This window comes from Corticimicrobacter populi, from assembly GCF_003123725.1.
GTDB classification, from domain to species: domain Bacteria; phylum Pseudomonadota; class Gammaproteobacteria; order Burkholderiales; family Burkholderiaceae_B; genus Corticimicrobacter; species Corticimicrobacter populi.
In genome coordinates this window covers 132,300-149,241 of sequence record NZ_QETA01000001.1, presented here as the reverse complement: position 1 = coordinate 149,241, position 16,942 = coordinate 132,300, and the positions used below count along the sequence as shown (strand labels likewise).

General features: G+C 60.1%; 16 protein-coding genes. 8 read left to right on the top strand and 8 right to left on the bottom strand.

Going from position 1 to position 16,942, the window contains the following annotated elements; genetic code table 11:
• Positions 1-166: 166 nt before the first annotated feature.
• From DD235_RS00665 to DD235_RS00635, 7 genes are read left to right on the top strand one after another with little or no spacing between them, the layout of a single operon-like run.
• Positions 167-718, top strand: coding sequence for a gamma-glutamylcyclotransferase (locus tag DD235_RS00665; RefSeq protein WP_162300408.1), 552 nt, complete (start codon positions 167-169; stop codon positions 716-718).
• A gap of 32 nt (positions 719-750) precedes the next feature.
• The gene (pdxH, locus tag DD235_RS00660; RefSeq protein ID WP_109060141.1) at positions 751-1,386 is read left to right on the top strand and encodes a pyridoxamine 5'-phosphate oxidase; all 636 of its coding nucleotides are present in this window, start codon (positions 751-753) and stop codon (positions 1,384-1,386) included.
• Positions 1,387-1,393: 7 nt separating this feature from the next.
• Positions 1,394-1,915 (top strand): flavin reductase family protein, encoded by a 522-nt coding sequence (locus DD235_RS00655; RefSeq protein ID WP_109060140.1) that lies wholly within the window; start codon positions 1,394-1,396, stop codon positions 1,913-1,915.
• A gap of 30 nt (positions 1,916-1,945) precedes the next feature.
• Positions 1,946-2,824 carry a formyltetrahydrofolate deformylase gene (purU, locus tag DD235_RS00650; protein ID WP_109060139.1) on the top strand — a complete coding sequence of 293 codons (879 nt, stop codon included), beginning with the start codon at positions 1,946-1,948 and terminating at the stop codon, positions 2,822-2,824.
• A 19-nt stretch (positions 2,825-2,843) separates the two neighbouring features.
• Positions 2,844-3,248: a hypothetical protein gene (locus DD235_RS00645; RefSeq protein WP_109060138.1), complete on the top strand. Its 405-nt coding sequence runs from the start codon at positions 2,844-2,846 to the stop codon at positions 3,246-3,248.
• Between the two features lie 16 nt (positions 3,249-3,264).
• Positions 3,265-3,729 carry an SMI1/KNR4 family protein gene (locus tag DD235_RS00640; RefSeq protein WP_146193362.1) on the top strand — a complete coding sequence of 155 codons (465 nt, stop codon included), beginning with the start codon at positions 3,265-3,267 and terminating at the stop codon, positions 3,727-3,729.
• Positions 3,726-4,256 carry an SMI1/KNR4 family protein gene (locus DD235_RS00635; RefSeq protein WP_109060136.1) on the top strand — a complete coding sequence of 177 codons (531 nt, stop codon included), beginning with the start codon at positions 3,726-3,728 and terminating at the stop codon, positions 4,254-4,256. The genes DD235_RS00640 and DD235_RS00635 overlap by 4 nt, the downstream gene beginning before the upstream one ends.
• Before the next feature lie 18 nt (positions 4,257-4,274).
• On the opposite strand, the gene DD235_RS00630 is transcribed toward DD235_RS00635, so the two are convergent.
• The 7 genes from DD235_RS00630 to DD235_RS00600 form a co-directional block, all read right to left on the bottom strand.
• Entirely contained in the window at positions 4,275-4,802 is a 528-nt protein-coding gene (locus DD235_RS00630) for a hypothetical protein (protein WP_204524159.1), read from the bottom strand.
• 136 nt (positions 4,803-4,938) lie between these two features.
• Complete coding sequence (locus DD235_RS00625) at positions 4,939-5,511, bottom strand: hypothetical protein (RefSeq protein ID WP_204524158.1); 573 nt, start codon at positions 5,509-5,511, stop codon at positions 4,939-4,941.
• A 23-nt stretch (positions 5,512-5,534) separates the two neighbouring features.
• Positions 5,535-6,143, bottom strand: a complete 609-nt coding sequence (locus DD235_RS00620; protein WP_109060135.1) for an imm11 family protein — start codon at positions 6,141-6,143, stop codon at positions 5,535-5,537.
• A 41-nt stretch (positions 6,144-6,184) separates the two neighbouring features.
• Complete coding sequence (locus tag DD235_RS00615) at positions 6,185-7,618, bottom strand: efflux transporter outer membrane subunit (protein WP_109060134.1); 1,434 nt, start codon at positions 7,616-7,618, stop codon at positions 6,185-6,187.
• The gene (locus DD235_RS00610; RefSeq protein WP_109060133.1) at positions 7,615-10,701 is read right to left on the bottom strand and encodes an efflux RND transporter permease subunit; all 3,087 of its coding nucleotides are present in this window, start codon (positions 10,699-10,701) and stop codon (positions 7,615-7,617) included. The genes DD235_RS00615 and DD235_RS00610 overlap by 4 nt, the downstream gene beginning before the upstream one ends.
• Positions 10,701-13,817, bottom strand: a complete 3,117-nt coding sequence (locus DD235_RS00605) for a multidrug efflux RND transporter permease subunit (protein WP_109060132.1) — start codon at positions 13,815-13,817, stop codon at positions 10,701-10,703. Before DD235_RS00605 ends, DD235_RS00610 begins: the two co-directional genes overlap by 1 nt.
• Positions 13,814-15,061 (bottom strand): MdtA/MuxA family multidrug efflux RND transporter periplasmic adaptor subunit, encoded by a 1,248-nt coding sequence (locus DD235_RS00600; RefSeq protein WP_109060945.1) that lies wholly within the window; start codon positions 15,059-15,061, stop codon positions 13,814-13,816. Before DD235_RS00600 ends, DD235_RS00605 begins: the two co-directional genes overlap by 4 nt.
• 318 nt (positions 15,062-15,379) lie before the next feature.
• On the opposite strand from DD235_RS00600, the gene DD235_RS00595 reads away from it, so the two are divergent.
• Positions 15,380-15,862 carry an SMI1/KNR4 family protein gene (locus tag DD235_RS00595; protein WP_109060131.1) on the top strand — a complete coding sequence of 161 codons (483 nt, stop codon included), beginning with the start codon at positions 15,380-15,382 and terminating at the stop codon, positions 15,860-15,862.
• A 5-nt stretch (positions 15,863-15,867) separates the two neighbouring features.
• Here the strand turns inward: DD235_RS00595 and DD235_RS00590 are convergent, their stop codons facing one another.
• The gene (locus DD235_RS00590) at positions 15,868-16,923 is read right to left on the bottom strand and encodes an L-threonylcarbamoyladenylate synthase (RefSeq protein WP_109060944.1); all 1,056 of its coding nucleotides are present in this window, start codon (positions 16,921-16,923) and stop codon (positions 15,868-15,870) included.
• Between the last annotated feature and the right edge of the window lie 19 nt (positions 16,924-16,942).

Below are 16,942 nucleotides of genomic sequence, written 5' to 3'. Positions count from 1 at the left end.
GCCGATGACAACGCCCAATCCAATGACTAAAATCAATCACCAGTTTCAGCACGCCCAGACTTGCCACCGCATGGACTCCCCTGCCTCACTGACCGCATTGTCTTCCGCCCTTGAGCCCTCCCCGAACGCGATCCGCCTCTGGACGCCGGAAGAGCGGCTCGCCTCGATGAACGCCACGTTGCACCACTGGCAACCCGGCCAGGACATCTGGATCTATGCCTACGGTTCGCTGATCTGGCGCCCCGAATTCGAATACCTGGAACGTCGTCTGGCCACCTTGCGTGGTCATCACCGCTCGCTGTGCCTGTGGTCGCGTGTCAACCGGGGCACACCTGAGGTGCCAGGTCTGGTCTTCGGTCTGGATCGTGGTGGTGCCTGCCGTGGCATGGTATTCAAGATCGCTGGCGACAGCGTGCCGGATGTTTTCCCGCCACTGTGGGCACGCGAAATGTCCACCGGTGCCTATATCCCGCGCTGGATTCATTGCGACACCCCGGAAGGCCGCGTACAGGCACTGGCATTCCTGATGGACCGGCGCAACCCCGGCTATGCCGGCGGCCTGCAGCATGAACACATGCTGGCTGTCGTGCGCCGGGCGCACGGCACCAATGGTCCCTGCGTCGAATACGTACTCGAGACGGCCTCGGCCCTGCGTGCCGCCGGCATCCGTGACATGCGCCTGGAAAATTTCGCCCAGCACCTGTTGCAGCCGCATTAAACTGGCATTTTGCCGTTCGACAGGAACCCGTCATGTCAGTCTCAGATCTGCGTCAGGATTACGATAAATTCAACCTGCAGGAATCCGACCTCGCTGCCACGCCGTTCGACCAGTTCGACCTGTGGTTCAAGCAGGCCCTGCAAGGCGATGTACCCGAGCCCAACGCCATGACGCTGGCCACGGTCGACGAGCGCGGACAGCCCTCGGCCCGTATCGTCCTGATCAAGGATTACGATGCGCGCGGTTTCGTGTTCTACACCAACTACCAGTCGCGCAAGGGCCATGAACTGGCCCACAATGCGCGGGCCAGCCTGTCGTTCTTCTGGCAGCCGCTACAGCGCCAGGTATTGATCGAAGGCACGACAGAACAGGTTTCACGCGAAGAAAGCCAGACCTATTTCCACAGTCGTCCGCTGGGTTCGCGCATCGGTGCCTGGGCCTCGCAGCAGAGTCGCCCCATTGGCGATCGCAGCGAACTTGAGCATCGCGTACAACAGTTCGAAGAACAGTACGGTGACCATCCCCCCTGCCCCGACCACTGGGGTGGTTATCGCCTGCTGCCCGAGCGGATCGAGTTCTGGCAAGGCCGCCCGTCGCGCCTGCACGACCGCATCGTCTATCACACCAACGGCCAGGGTGGCTGGACCACCCAGCGCCTGGCCCCCTAAGAGAGACATGTCCGTTTCCCCTACCGCTTCCGACCAGACTTATTTCCGCAGGGCCCTGGGCCGCTTTCCGACAGGCGTGGCCATCGTCTGCGCCCAGTTGCCCGGTCAGGCCCCTGTCGGCCTGACGATCAGCTCCTTCAATTCGGTCTCGCTGACGCCACCGCTGGTGCTGTGGAGCCTGTCCAACACATCCAGCCTACTGGACGTGTTCCTGCAATGCGAACGCTACGTCATTCAGATCCTGCGCGCCGACCAGCCTGAGCTGGCCGGACGCTTCGCTTATGGCGACATGGCGGGACGCTTTGCCGACCTGCCTGCAGACCGGGCCCCGGGCGGTACATTCATGCCCGCCATCGACAGCGCAGCCTGGTTCGAGTGCCGCAACCGCAGCCGCTACCCGGAAGGTGATCACCTGATTCTGGTGGGCGAAGTGGAGCACTGCGGCCACAACGAATCATTGCCGCTGGTGTATCATGCCGGCGGGTTCGACCTCACGCCGGCCATCCCGGCTGCCACGTCCGAACGCTAGTCTTCCAATTCTGTCTTTCCGGTTTTTTTCATGTCCCAGCCTGTCGATGTAGCCGCTTCGAACCAGGACTTCGTCCTGACCCTGTCCTGCCCGGATACCACGGGTATCGTGTATCGCGTATCAGGTCTGCTCTACCAGCACGAAGGCAATATTCTCGACGCGCAGCAGTATGGCGACACGGAAACCGGCCGTTTTTTCCTGCGCGTGCATTTTGCGCTGCCTTCGGCACACAGCATCGATACGCTGCGCGAGCGCTTCGCGGAACTGGCCGGCCCGCTGCAGATGAACTGGCAGATTCACGACAACAGCCGGCGCTCGCGCCTGCTCATCATGGTCAGCAAGCAGGGGCACTGCCTCAACGACCTGCTGTTCCGTGCCCACAGCGGCCAGCTCAAGGCCGACATTGCCGCCATTGTCTCCAACCATCCTGACTATGCGGCACTGGCCGAGTCGTACGGCATTCCTTTTCACCACCTGCCGATCACGCCCGACACCAAGCCCCAGCAAGAACGCCAGATCCTGGATCTGGTCGAGCGCGAACAGATCGACCTGGTGGTGCTGGCACGCTACATGCAGATCCTGTCGGCCGAGATGTCGACCGCATTGACCGGACGGGCCATCAATATTCATCACAGCTTCCTGCCGAGCTTCAAGGGCGCTCGCCCCTACCACCAGGCCTGGCAGCGCGGCGTCAAGATCATCGGTGCCACGGCCCACTACGTGACCTCGGACCTGGACGAAGGCCCGATCATCGAGCAGGACATTGCCCGCGTGGATCACACTATGCGTGCCGAAGACCTGACCCGCGTGGGCAGCGACATCGAGTCGCTGGTGCTCTCGCGTGCCGTGCGGCGCCACGTCGAGCATCGCATCCTGCTCAATGACAATCGGACGGTGGTATTCCGGTAAGACCTCAAGCAGTACAGCAATGATTTCAAAAATTCAGGTCTTACTTTCAGCCATCTTTATCGTCGCTGCCATACCTGCTGGCTCGGCACAGGCTTACAGTCTCGACCCAGAGTCGGCCACCGAAGCCTATGCCATCATGCGCAATATGCAGGGATTGGCCACCTACTGCGTACGCAAAGGCTATCTGACTCAGGAAAGCATCGAGCATGCCAACACGCTGACCGCCTCGCTGGAACGCTGGCAGCCGGACAAAAGTGGTGGAGACGCCGCCCAGGCCTATGGTGCCAAGGGATTCCTGCTCGAAACACGCCAGCCGATCAAACAGAATTCCGAAGGGTTGAGCGAGGCCGAATGGTGCCAACAAGCAGCGCACGGCTGGGCAATGTGGGCCGTGCTCGACGGTGTCCAGATTGGTCCGGAATAGTGGCCTGACTCTGCCGATGCCGGAAACGGCATTCGCAGAGCTGCTCCGCAGGCTTTCCAGTACGCTCACCCTCAAGAGAATGCCAATAACGGGGTGTACGGAACGACAACTGCAAGAGCTTGAAAATGTGCATGGGGCAATGCCGGCGTTTTACAGGATTTTCCTGAAGCGTATGGGCATTGTGGCAGGAGACTTCAAGACTGAAAGCTGGTTTTTTCATGCACACCTGCATGACATCAACGCAGAAACTCGGCTGTTGATGAAGGAAAACCATGTTCAACTGCCCGCCCGGCTGTTCGCATTTCTGATGCATCAAGGCTATACATCCTTGTTTTTCATTCAGAGAGATGCAGACCCTGAGGTCTTTTGCTACACGGAAGGCTGTGAGATTGCCAGCACGCAGATGCGTTTCAGCCAATTCATGAAGCTTGAAATCGACCATTATCTGTCGTCAGATATTCAGCACTGCAAAAAACCATGACTATCTCTTGCCTGACAGCACTGATGCCGCCCCCCAGGCATCCATCCGAATCCGGAAACAACGAAACCTGGCCCAGCATAGATGGCGACCTCTCTTTTCCGGAAGATTATTTCGCATTCATTCACAGTTACGGTACGGGCCGGATCGCCGACTTCATCGCCATATTCAATCCATTTGCCGCCAATGAAGACATTAACTTCTTCAAGCAGAAAACACTGATCCTTGGCGATCTTGAGTCTCTGAACCAGGAAGACCCAGATTATTTCAAGTACCCGCTTTACCCCGCAGAAAATGGCCTGTTACCAATCGGCCTGACAGACAATGGTGACTATCTGTTCTGGACAGTATCCAACACTCGCGATAGCAACACATGGGGCACTGCCATCATTGCCGCCAGATCACCGGATGTGGAGTATTTCGATCAAAATCTGACGACCTTGCTTTTCAGCATCCTGACAGGTACGTTGAAGCCACAATCGTTGCCTGGCAGTTTTCCGGGTAGAGCGGTAGCTTTCGCTCAATTTTAAGGGTTTCCGATCACCTGCTCAAAGACGCCACGAAACGTTTGCAGCACTCACATCATCGGCCAGATACGCCGCCAGATAAACCTCCAGATTTGCATATCTGGACTCGCCGTTGGCGTCATAGACCCACAGCTCAGGCTCATCGCAGCCATCCAGCCACAGCAGGAATATGGCTTCATTGCCGATATCGCTCCCCGCGAACAGCGAGAGGCGATCTTCCCGAAACAAACCAAACACATTATTGTCCCAATCGGTCTTCAGACACTCAGCCTGAAACTTGATCTGATCAAGCAATTCGTCCTGAATATCGTCTTGCCATAGCGTTTCCATATCGGCAACGCTCAACCAATGCCCATGTGTTGCATGCGCCCAGCGTCCATACCGGGCAAAGCGTGCCGTCAGCATCGGGCTGGCGTCTTTGTAGACCCCCTTCATCAGGCTCGGAATTTTTCCAGAGAAAGTTTGGTCAGCATCCGCTGGAGCCACACAGCAATCCTCGCCAAAGGATTGCCTCTTGTTCACAGCCAGATCAAGTAAGATCCCGTTCATGCTAGGTTAAATACCTATGTATCATCCAGAAGCTGAAAGGCCAATCCCGCCAGGCCAAGCTTCTCGGACTCGTCTTTAAAAAATCCCGAACAGACTGACCTCGACAGGGATCCGGAACAGGTGGAAACCGCTATGATCAGCTCCCACTGTGCATCGGATGCCAACCATTTCCCTCTTTCGCGCCGTAGTGAACATTCTGCAGCGGCACAAGCTTCCACTGGCCATCACTGTCTTTCACAAGCTCGCTGGCCTGTACGCGACACTGGTAGCGCAAGGTATCGGCTTCCAACTGGAATTGATATTTTTTGCCTTTTTCTGGAACAAAGCGCGTGGCAACAAGGCATGAGTATTTGCCTTCAACATAAACATTGATAATTGCCGTTTCAAGGCCTGGCTCCAATGGGGTTTCGTAGTAGTCAATATCGTATTTTTCTCCAGACACTTTTGGCATTCCGCGATCCCGGGTATTCTGCAAAACCCACTCGCTGGAACGGACAAGACCGCCGATGCGTGTGCCGTTTAACGTCTGGTAGATGCTTGTCTGCTCTGTGTTATCTACGATACGCACCCATGGTGAATCATCTTTTTCAGCGGGCGGACTAAAAAACGAATTATTCGGCCATATTGAGCATCCTGAAACCAAAGCAGCCATCACAGCAAGGCTGGCCAGCCATGAAATTTTCACTTTCACTCCCTTGATTCTTCTCATAAAAATTAACTCAACCAATCTGATCAAGCAAGATCCAGATCCTCCCAAGCTGAATACCTATATGTATCATCCAGGGGCTGAAAGGCAAATCCCGTCAGACCAAGCTTTTCGCATTCATCTTTAAAAAGACCCGAACAGACCGGCATCATCAGTTCCTTGCAAAAGAACAGATTATCGACCACTCCACCCCTGATCTTGAAAAGATCTATCGAATCGTAGTACGTGTGCTCCAGACCCTCGGAATCTGAGCAAATTGTATAGATCGATTTATCTGCATCCAATATGGAAATGTATTTTTTCAAGAAAAAGAGAAAATACTTCTTCTCCGGAACCTTGCCTCGATACAGGCTGACATCGACAGGAATCTGTATGTAGTCAACACCCAGCCTTGCACACATATCACACATCTGCCTCGAAGCCAGATGATCGTCGATAAAAAAGTCACCGTTCAACTGATACGTTTTGGCCCGAAGCGCATAGCGACCTGAAAACATGCTCTCATCGAGTGGTGAGGTGTAAAAATCAGCAAAGCAATCCGGCAAATCAGGCATCCAGTCTTTATCAAAAAAATACGGAACACCCGGCTCTCCAGGAGCGGAATTGACGATAAAAAACTCATCTCCAGATTTCATAAACAAGGCCTTAACGAGTATTTCAATGTGACAGCAGCAACCTACGGCGTCACACGTCCAGACTGCGCATCGTCCAACCCCTGCCATCCCCCGCCCAACGCCGCCAGTAGCTTGACGGCAGCATCCAGCCGCCGTCCCTCCAGATCAAGCATCGTGCGCTGCGCAGCCAGCGTGGTGTTCTGCGCCACCGTGACCTCCAGGAACGACACCATGCCGGACTGATAGCGGTTGTATACCAGCCGCTCGCCCTCCTCGGCCAGCGCCACCACCTGCGCCTGCTGACCCGCCTCGGTCTCGAGCACCCGCAGTACGGCCAGCGCGTCCTCGACCTCGCGAAAGGCATCCAGCACTTTCTGGCGATAGGCGGCCACGGTCTCGTCATACTGCGCTTCAGCCTGCTCCAGCGCGGCGCTGCGCTTGCCGCCATCGAACAGGGTCAGCGCCAGCGCAGGCCCCAGTGACCAGATTCGGTAGGGTGCAGACAGCCACTGACTGGCACGGCTGCCCTGCCAGCCTCCCGAACCACCCAGCGTCAGGTCAGGAAACCAGGCGGTCTGCGCCACGCCGATCCGCGCGTTGGCAGCCGCCACGCGGCGTTCTGCCGCGACGATATCGGGCCGGCTGGCCAGCCAGATCGAAGGCACGAGTGTCGGCACCGGTGCCAGTGACGGCATGAAACCCGGCTGGCCGGCCCAGTCTAGCGCGCCCGGCGTACGCCCCAACAACACCGAGACGGCATGCTCCATCTGCGCCCGCTGCCATTCCAGCTCGGACAATTGCACCCGCGCCACTTTCAGCTGAGTCTGCGCCTGCACCACATCACTGCGTGCTACCAGACCGGCCTCGTACTGGTTCTGCGTCAGTTGCAGCGAACGCAGGTAGGCCTGGACCGCCCCCTCCAGCACGACCTTCTGTGCATCCAGCACGCGCACACCGAACACCTGCTGCGCCAACTGCAGTTGCATTGCCAGTTTCACCGCTGCCAGATCGGCCTGGCTGGCGTCAAGGTCTGCCCGGCCCGCCTCGACCTGGCGACTCACGCGCCCCCATATGTCCGGCAGCCAGCTCGCATTGGCCGACAGTCCAAACTGATTATTCACGCCACTGGCCGTTCCCTGACGCGTCAGGGACGCATTGCTGCCGACCTGCGGGTAGAAGTCTGCCTGGGCGGCAGCCGCCAGCGCAGCAGACTGCCGCGCACGTGCCACTGCCTGGGCCAGAGTCTGGTTGGACAGTTCGATTTCAGGCATCCAGGCATCCAGCCTGGCATCACCGAATGCCTTCCACCAGTCCGTCTCAACCTCTCGTACCAGCCCTGCTGCCGGTGTCCAGCCATCAAGCTGCCCAAAGGCCGCCTGCGTCTGGCCTGGCGTATCGGGACGCACGTAGTCAGGCCCCATGGCGCATCCCGCCAGCAACATGGCCAACAGTGGCACGCCCAGTTGGCATCGTACGGTCGAAAACGATTTCGTCATTCCTGTGTTCCTTGTCTCTGCCAGCGTTTCACGCGGGCACGAGCCCGTTCGAGCAGCAGGTACACCACCGGCGTGGTGTAGAGGGTCAGCAACTGGCTGACCGCCAGCCCGCCGACGATGGCAATGCCCAGCGGCCGCCGCATTTCAGCCCCATAGCCCAACCCGAGCACCAGCGGCACGGCCCCCAGCAGGCCTGCGAGGTTGGTCATGAGGATCGGTCGCACACGCATCATGGCTGCCTCGTAGATCGCCTGGCGAGGAGCCAGACCGCGATGACGTTCCGCATCCAGCGCAAAGTCGATCATCATGATGGCGTTCTTCATGACCAGCCCGATCAGCAGGAACAAGCCCAGCAGCGCAATCAACGTGAATTCGAGCCCGGCCATGCGCAATGCCAGCAATGCCCCCACCCCGGCCGAAGGCAAGGTCGACAGGATGGTCAGCGGGTGCAGCGTGCTCTCATACAGCATACCCAGCACCAGATAGACGGCCACCACCACACCCAGGATCAGCCAGGGCTGCGCCCCGACACTGTCCTGGAAGTCTGCCGCGCCGCCGCCCAGCCGCGCATGCACGTCCAATGGCAACATCAGCCCGGCCAGTGCCCGGTCGAGTGCCTGCAGGCCTGTCTGCAGCGGCACGCCCGGTGCCAGTGAAAAATCGATGCCGACAGCCGCAAACTGGCCATCATGGTAGACACGATCATTGACCACCCCGTATTCGTAGCGGGCGAAGGCCATGAGCGGGATCAACTGACCATCGGCCGTCATCACCTGCACACGCTCCAGTTCATCCGGATTCTGCGTATAGCGAGGGTCCAGCTCCATGACCACACGGTACTGGTTGAGACGATCATAGAGCGTGGCAACCTGACGCTGGCTGAACGAGTTGCCCAGCACCGATGCCACCGTACGCATGTCCACGCCCAGCCGCTGCGCCGCCTCACGGTCGATGGTCAACAGCACCTGCTTGGCAGCATCGTCGCCAAACGACTCGACATCCACCAGTTCAGGCACATCCTGCAAGGCCTGCGATACCTTGCGTGCCCAGGTACGCAGCTGCGTGGCATCCCCCGACAGCAGGGTCAGCGAGTAATCGCCCGACGAACCGAACGAATGCGGTGGGTTGAGATCCTGATCCAGGCGTGTGAACAGCATACCGCCCGGGATCTGCGGCGACTGATCGCGCAGGCGGTCGGCCACGGCCTGCGCGCTCTCGCCACGCTCGCCCAGCGGCTTGAGGCGGATCAGGATGAAGGTATTGCTGCCCCCCATCTCGCCGCCACTGCTGCCAACCACGTCCTGCACGGCAGGATCAGCCATCAGCATGCGCCGATAAGTCTCGACCTTGGGCTGCATGACCTGGAAGGAAAAACCGTCATCGCCCCGCACGAAGGCCGACAATTGCCCGGTATCCTGCGGAGGCAGAAAGCCCTTGGGAATCGCCACATACAGATAGATGTTGAGACCAATCACGCCCACCAGCAATGCCAGTACCAGCCACAGACGACCGAGACACCAGTCCAGGCTGCGTCCATAGCCTTCCCGCAATGCCTGCATCAGCCGTCGTCCCCTGTCTGCCAGTCCGCCTCGTGCCGATCCAGTCTCGGGACGGCGGTGCAACAGTCGGGCGCTGAGGCTGGGCGTGAGCGTCAGCGACACACCCAGTGACAGCAGCATCGCGCCCACCAGCGTAATCGAGAACTCGCGGAACAGGCGCTCGACCAGCCCACCCATGAACAGAATAGACACGAACACCACGGCCAGCGCCAGATTCATCGCCAGCAGCGTAAAGCCGACCTCGCGGGTACCCAGCAAGGCAGCACGAAACGGCGGCACGCCGCGTTCGATATGACGGGTAATGTTTTCCACCACCACGATGGCATCATCCACCACCAGCCCGGCCGCGACGATCAGCGCCATCAGCGACAGGTTATTCAGCGAAAAACCGTACAGGTACATGATGGCAAAGGCACCAATCAACGATACCGGGATGGCCAGGCTGGGAATCAGTGCCGCGCGCAGGCTACCCAGGAATGCCCACACGACCAGCACCACCAGCACCACCGCGATCAGCAGCGTCAGCCAGGCATCGCGCAGCGTGGCGCGGATGCTATCGGAACGGTCGAGCACCACGGTCAGGTCGACATCCTCGGGCGTCAGGGCGCGCAGGGCCGGCAACTGAGCATAGATTTCGTCGATGGTGCTGACGATATTGGAGCCGGATTGCCGACTGACCAGCAGCACCACGGCAGGCCGGTCGTTGTGAAAACCGCTGCTGTAGCGATTCTCGACCGAATCGCTGACGGTGGCCACATCCCCCAGGCGTACCACTGCGCCATCACGCTGACGCACGATGAGCGGCAGATAATCGACCGCCTTGCGCAACTGGTCGTTGGTCTCGACCGACCAGCGCCGCTGTGCCGACTCAAGATCGCCGCGCGGAGTCAGTGTATTGGTATCGGCGATGGCCTGTCGGACTTCGTCAAGGGCGATGCCACGCTGCGCCAGCGCCCTGGGATCGAGTTGTACACGCACGGCAGGCAGCGAACTGCCTCCCACCCGGATCTCGCCCACGCCACCGATCTGGGCCAGTTTCTGCGCCAGCACCGTCGAGGCAATGTCATACAGCTCGCCGGGTGTGCGATCCGGAGAACTCAGGGCGATTGCCATGATGGGTGTATCGGACGGATTGACCTTGCGATAGGTCGGATCGCCCGGCATCCCGGCAGGCAGTTCGCCCCGCGCGGCATTGATGGCCGCCTGCACATCACGGGCCGCTTCGTGGATATTGCGATCGAGTTCGAACTCCAGCGTGATGCCGGTCGACCCCTGGTTGCTGGAAGAGGTCATCGATGTCACGCCCGCAATGCTGCCCAGCGCCCGCTCCAGTGGAGCCGCCACTGTACTCGCCATGCTTTCGGGACTGGCACCGGGCAGGTCGGCCGACACTTCAATGGTCGGGAAATCCACCTGTGGCAAGGGCGCAATCGGCATCAGACGCCATGCCAGCAGACCGACCAGCATGATGCCCAGTGCCAGCAAGCAACTGGCCACCGGCCGGTGGATGAACAGGCGCAACATCAGTCTCTCCGGGTCTCGACCACGGCTGCCGGCTCACCCCCGCCAGTCCCGGCATCCGCTGCCGGCGACGCACTGCGCCGACGACTCAAGCGGTCAAAGAACAGATACACCACCGGCGTGGTAAACAGCGTCAACACCTGGCTGACCAGCAGGCCACCCACCATGACCCAGCCCAGCGGCTGCCGCAATTCGGCACCCGAGCCCGACGCCAGCATCAGCGGAATCGCGCCGAACAGCGCCGCCAGCGTCGTCATCAGGATAGGCCGGAAACGCAACAGCGCCGCCTGGTAGATAGCCTCCTGCGGTGCCATGCCCTGACGTCGTTCGGCATCAAGAGCGAAGTCCACCATCATGATGCCGTTCTTCTTGACCAGTCCAATCAGCAGAATGATACCGATCACTGCCACCAGATCCAGCGGCTTGCCACTGATCAACAGCGCCAGCAGCGCCCCGACCGTGGCCGACGGCAATGTGGACAGGATGGTGACCGGGTGAATGGTGCTTTCGTACAGGATACCCAGCACGATATACATGGTGATCACTGCTGCCAGAATCAGCCACAGCGTGTTCGACAGCGATGCCTGGAACGCCTGAGCTGCCCCCTGGTAGCGCATTTCGATACTGGCGGGCAGGCCGATTTCAGCCAGCGTGGCATCGATCTGCGCAACCGCATCGCCCAGCGAGGCCCCCGGTGCCAGATTGAAGGAAATCGTGGCCGACGGGAACTGCCCCACATGGTTGATCAGCAATGCCGTAGGGCGTTCGCTGATCCGCGCCAATGCAGACAGCGGTACCAGCTCGCCACTGTCGCGGCGCACATGCAGCCGCTCCAGCGCACCGGGTTCGGTCGCAAAGCGCGGATCGACCTCCAGTACGACACGGTACTGGTTGGCCTGCGTAAAGAGCGTGGAAATCTGGCGCTGACCATAGGCACTGTAGAGCGCATTGTCGATATCCGCCATGGTCACGCCCAGTCGCCCCGCCGCATCCCGATCCACCTCCAGGAACGCCTGCATGCCGCCCGCCTGCATATCGCTGGCAACATCGCGCAGCGCATCCTGGCCCGCCAGCGCCACCAGCGCACGCGGCACCCATTCTTCCAGCAAGGTCTGATCAGGCGAGGTCAGTGTGAACAGAAACTGCGTGCGGCTGACACGATCCTCGATGGTCAGCTCCTGCACCGGTTGCAGATAGAGATCCATCTCGGCCACATCGGCGGCACGCGACTGCAGACGCGACAGGATTTCGGGCAGGGCCACGCTGCGCTCGGCAATCGGTTTCAGATTGATCATGATGCGGCCGCTGTTGAGCGTAGCATTGACCCCATCCACCCCGATGAAAGACGACACCGAGTCGATATCCTGATCTTCGGCCAGAGCCGCCGCCAACGCCTGCTGGCGACGTGCCATGGCCTGGAAGGAAATATGCTGCGGTGCCTCGGTCACCCCTTGCAGCACACCACTATCCTGCACCGGGAAAAATCCCTTCGGCACGAGCAGGTACAGCAACGCCGTCAGCAGCAGCGTACCCAGCATGGTCAGCAATGTCAGGGTCTGGTGACGCAGCACCCATTGCAGGCCCGACGCATAGCGCTCGATCACACGGTCGAGCAGCCCCTTCCTGCCATGCTGCTGCGACAGGTCGGGCAGCATGCGGGCACAAAGCATCGGCGTCAGACTCAGGGAAATCAGCAGGGAAATGAAAATTGCCACGGCCAGCGTAATGGCAAACTCCCGGAACAGCCGGCCCACCACGTCGCCCATGAACAGCAGCGGTATCAAGACCGCAATCAGCGACAGGGTCAGCGACACCAGCGTAAAACCGATCTGTCCGGCTCCCTTGATTGCCGCCTGCATCGGTGAATGTCCCTGTTCCCGGTAGCGGGCAATGTTTTCCACCATGACAATCGCGTCATCCACCACGAAGCCGGCAGCAATGGTCAAGGCCATCAGGGTCAGGTTGTTGACCGAAAATCCCGCCAGATACATCACGCCAAACGTGCCGATCAGCGACAGCGGCACGGCCAGGCTGGGTATCAGCGTGGCACGCAGGTCGCGCAGGAACATGAAAGTCACCAGCACCACCAGTGCCACGGCAAACAGCAGCTCGATCTGCACGCCCCGGATGGAAGCCCGGATGCTGACGGTACGGTCGGTCAGCACGGCCACGTCCAGCGACGCCGGCAAGGTGGCAGACAGTTGCGGCAGCAAGGCCTGCACCCGGTCCACCACATCGATGACGTTGGCTCCGGGCTGGCGCTGGATATTGACCAGCACGGCGGGTACATCCCCTACCCAGGCGGCCAGCCGTCGATCCTCGCCGCCCCGCGCCACCTCGGCGACCTGTCCCAGCCGGATCGGTGCATTGTCGCGCCAGGCCACGATCAGGTCGCGGTATTCGTCGAGCGTGCGCAACTGGTCATTGGCATCCAGGATGACGCTGCGCACCTCGCCATCAAAACTGCCCTTGGGCTGGTTGACGTTGGCATTGGCCACCGCCTGCCGCACGCTATCCAGGCTCAGTCCATGCGCAGCCAGGGCAAGGGGATTGATCTGAATGCGGACTGCCGGACGCTGCCCTCCTGCCAGACTCACCATGCCGACACCGGAAATCTGTGCCAATCGCTGCGCCAGCAGGGAGTCCACCAGATCGTACACTTCGTGCAGCGGCAGACTCTCGGAGGTGATGGCCAGTGTCATGATGGGCACATCGGCCGGATTGACCTTGCGATATACCGGCGGCGTCGGCAAATCATCCGGCAACAGGCTGCCGGCGGCGCTGATGGCCGCCTGCACCTCCTGCTCGGCCACGCTCATGGGGATATCCAGCGCAAACTGCAGTGTCAGCACCGAGGCTCCGCCCGAGCTGGCCGACGACATCTGCTTCAGACCGGGAATCTGACCGAAACGCCGCTCCAGCGGTGCCGTGATGGCACTGGCCGCAACCGACGGGCTGGCCCCCGGGTAGTGCGTAAACACCTGAATGATGGGGTAATCGACCTGCGGCAGTGCCGCCACAGGCAGCAACCGCCAGGCCATGATGCCGGACAGCAGCAACGCCACCATGAGCAACATGGTGGCCACCGGACGATGGATGAAAAGCCGTGACAGGTTCATGGTGCCGGCGCTGCTGCACCTGCCTGAGCGGCAGCCTGGCTGCCAGGCAATGCATCCGCCGATGCCGCGGATCCCGCATCAGGATCAAGATTGGCCTCACCCGGATCTGCTGCATTGCCTATGATTTCCACCTCTCGACCTTCGCGCAGGCGATCCAGCCCTTCGAGGATGACGCGCTCGCCGGGCTTGAGCCCATCCTCCACGACAATCTGGCCCTGCGACATCGGCCCGAGGCGAACCTGCCGCATATACGATTTGCTGTCGTCCCCGGCAATATAGACATAGGTTCCCCGCGATCCGTACTGGATGGCATCCTCGGCCACAGCAATCACGCCCGCGATGTTGCGTACCTGCAGCCGCACGTTAACGAACTGATTGGGAAAGAGCGCCTCGTCGGTATTGTCGAATTCGGCCCGCAAACGTACCGTGCCAGTGGTCGTATCGATCTGGTTGTCGATCGTGCGCAGCGTGCCAGTCGCCAGCAGGCTGTTTTCGCTCCGATCCCAGGCCTCGACCCTCAAAGCCTCACCGCGACGCAGCGGCGGCAATACTTCCTGGAGTTGTGTCTCCGGCAGGCTGAACAACACCGAAATCGGCTGCATCTGGGTAATTGTGACCAGACCGCCTTCATCACCGGCCCGCACCAGGTTGCCGATATCGACCTTGCGCAAGCCCAGGCGGCCGCTGATCGGTGCCTCGATGCGGGTATAGCCGAGCTGCAGGCGTGCCTCATCGACGGCAGCCTGGTCGCTGCGCGCCGTACCACTGTACTGACGCACCAGCGCTTCCTGGCTTTCCAGTTGCTGGCGGGCGATCGAATCCTGGCTGAAAAGGGTCTGATAGCGCTTGAGATCGGCCTGCGCATTGCGCAATTGCGCCTGGTTCTGCTGCTGCTGCCCCAGCGCCTGGGCCAGTTTCACCTCGTACGGGCGCGGGTCTATCCGTGCCAGCAAGGTACCGGCCTCGACCGCCTGCCCTTCCTTGAAAGGCAGTTCGACCAGCTCACCTTCGACCCGGCTGCGTACCACCACCGTATTGAGCGGTGTAACCGTACCGAGCGCATGCAGAACCAGTGGAAAATCCTGCTGCTCGGCCAGCACCACGCTGACGGCCACCGGTCCGGCATAGCGAGAAGGACCGGCAGCCTCTTGCGGGCCGGACAGCCAGGCATAGAGGCCGCCTGCAACGAGGAGCGCCGCAACGGCGCAAAGAATCTTGGTTCGGGAAGAAGAGAAAGAGGCCATGACAGAAGCGAAGGACAATCGGGCGACGCGACGGGAATATTTTGCTACGCCCCTTCGGTCTGCTTGCTACGGATAGATAGGGACATTCAAAATTGAGAATGGTTCCCTTTTTTGTTCTTGATTCTTAAAACCATAGAATTTTACACGCGAACACCGCTATACGATAATTCTTGCAGGCATCCTGGCTAGGCATGCTGCCATACAGACAAACACTGCCATTGTTTTGGTTGAAAATGGAAAAACAATCAAAGTATCCGCAGAGAAATTGCGCCAGGAAATCAAAAAACCGTAACTTGGCGCTTTCAACTGAAGCACACAATGAATACCGGGCAATTCAAGGAAACAGTCGACTATGTTCGCAGCCAGAAACCAAACTGGTTCCTGACAGAGGACGCGCATCTTGCCACGGCTGAAGACATCAGCGACACGGAAAAAACCATTGGCAAGCGATTGCCGGATCAGTACGCCTACTTTGCCAGCACATACAAGGCAGGCTACTTCGCATTCCTGAACCTGTACTCCCTCAGTCCGCTCAACGGCTGGTGCATTTCACGCAGCGAGAACGGCAACCTTGTCCTGCAAGGCATCACCATGCCGCCCAATTTCTTTCCGTTCAGCGATGATGAAACGGGCGGCTACTATGGCTTTGTAAGCGATGACAGCAGCTATTCGAACGCTGTCTATTTTTATGATTCATCCTCGGATGCACAGCCTGAGCCCACCCATCAGGACTTCTTCGACTTTGTCGTGGAAAAAGCATTCCAGCCGACGCATTTCGGGCTGAAGCTGCCGGACTACTGACCGCGCTACGCTTGCCAGTCCGAAGGAAAAGCCGCTGCCGCCCGCTGCACGCGATCACGCACCCCAGCCCAACGGGCCTCTTCGGGAGGTGTTTCGAGCAGGATGACATCCACACCCAGCACATCCCACTCGCGCATGCGAGCATAGAGCACGTGTGCATAGGCATCGGCATCGGTCGGCATGGCTTGCCAGAACACTGCCCCACCAGAAGGCAACACGGGGGCCACGGGACAGCTATGCGAAGCCACCACACAACGACCACCCGCCTGATTCGCCAGAAGATGCAGGATCGCATCAAGCGGCAACAGCCGAAACGGCGTGCCCGGTGCATAGTGCGCCTTGAGGGTGCCGGACGCACGCGGTGCATCGACATCGGGCGGCAATACCGCCTCACCCAGCACCTGTTCCAGTTGCCCGGCGCTGATGCCACCCGGCCGCAGCAGCACAGGACGCCCTCCCAGATGCACCCGCGACAGATCGAGGATGGTCGATTCGATGCCAACCTCGGTCGGCCCGCCATCCAGCACCTGGATCTGTCCGCTGGCCACCTCGGGCGCAAACTCTTCCAGCACATGGCGTGCCAGTGTAGGAGAGACATGGCCGAAGCGATTGGCCGACGGTGCGGCCACGCCGCCCTGCCCGCCGCTACGCTGTGCCGCGAACGCTGCGATCAGCGCCTGGGCCACCGGGTGGGCCGGGCAGCGTAATCCAATGCTGTCCTGACCACCGCTGATGGCCGGATCGATATGCGTGGCACGCTTGAGGATCAGAGTCAATGGCCCCGGCCAGAATGCCGCGATCAGGCTGCGTGCCTGACTCGGCATATGGGCAGCCCAGTAGTCGAGGTCGGCTCCCGGTGCCAGGTGCGCAATCACGGGGTGGTTGGATGGCCGGCCCTTGGCGGCATAAATGGCCGCCACCGCCTGTGGGTTCTCGGCATCGGCCCCGAGGCCATAGACGGTTTCAGTCGGAAAGGCGACCAGCCGGCCAGCCTGCAACTGCGCGGCGGCCGTCTCGATGGCGACCGCATCCGGATACCCAGAAACACCACCCGCCGACATCAGGGACGACCGCGTATCC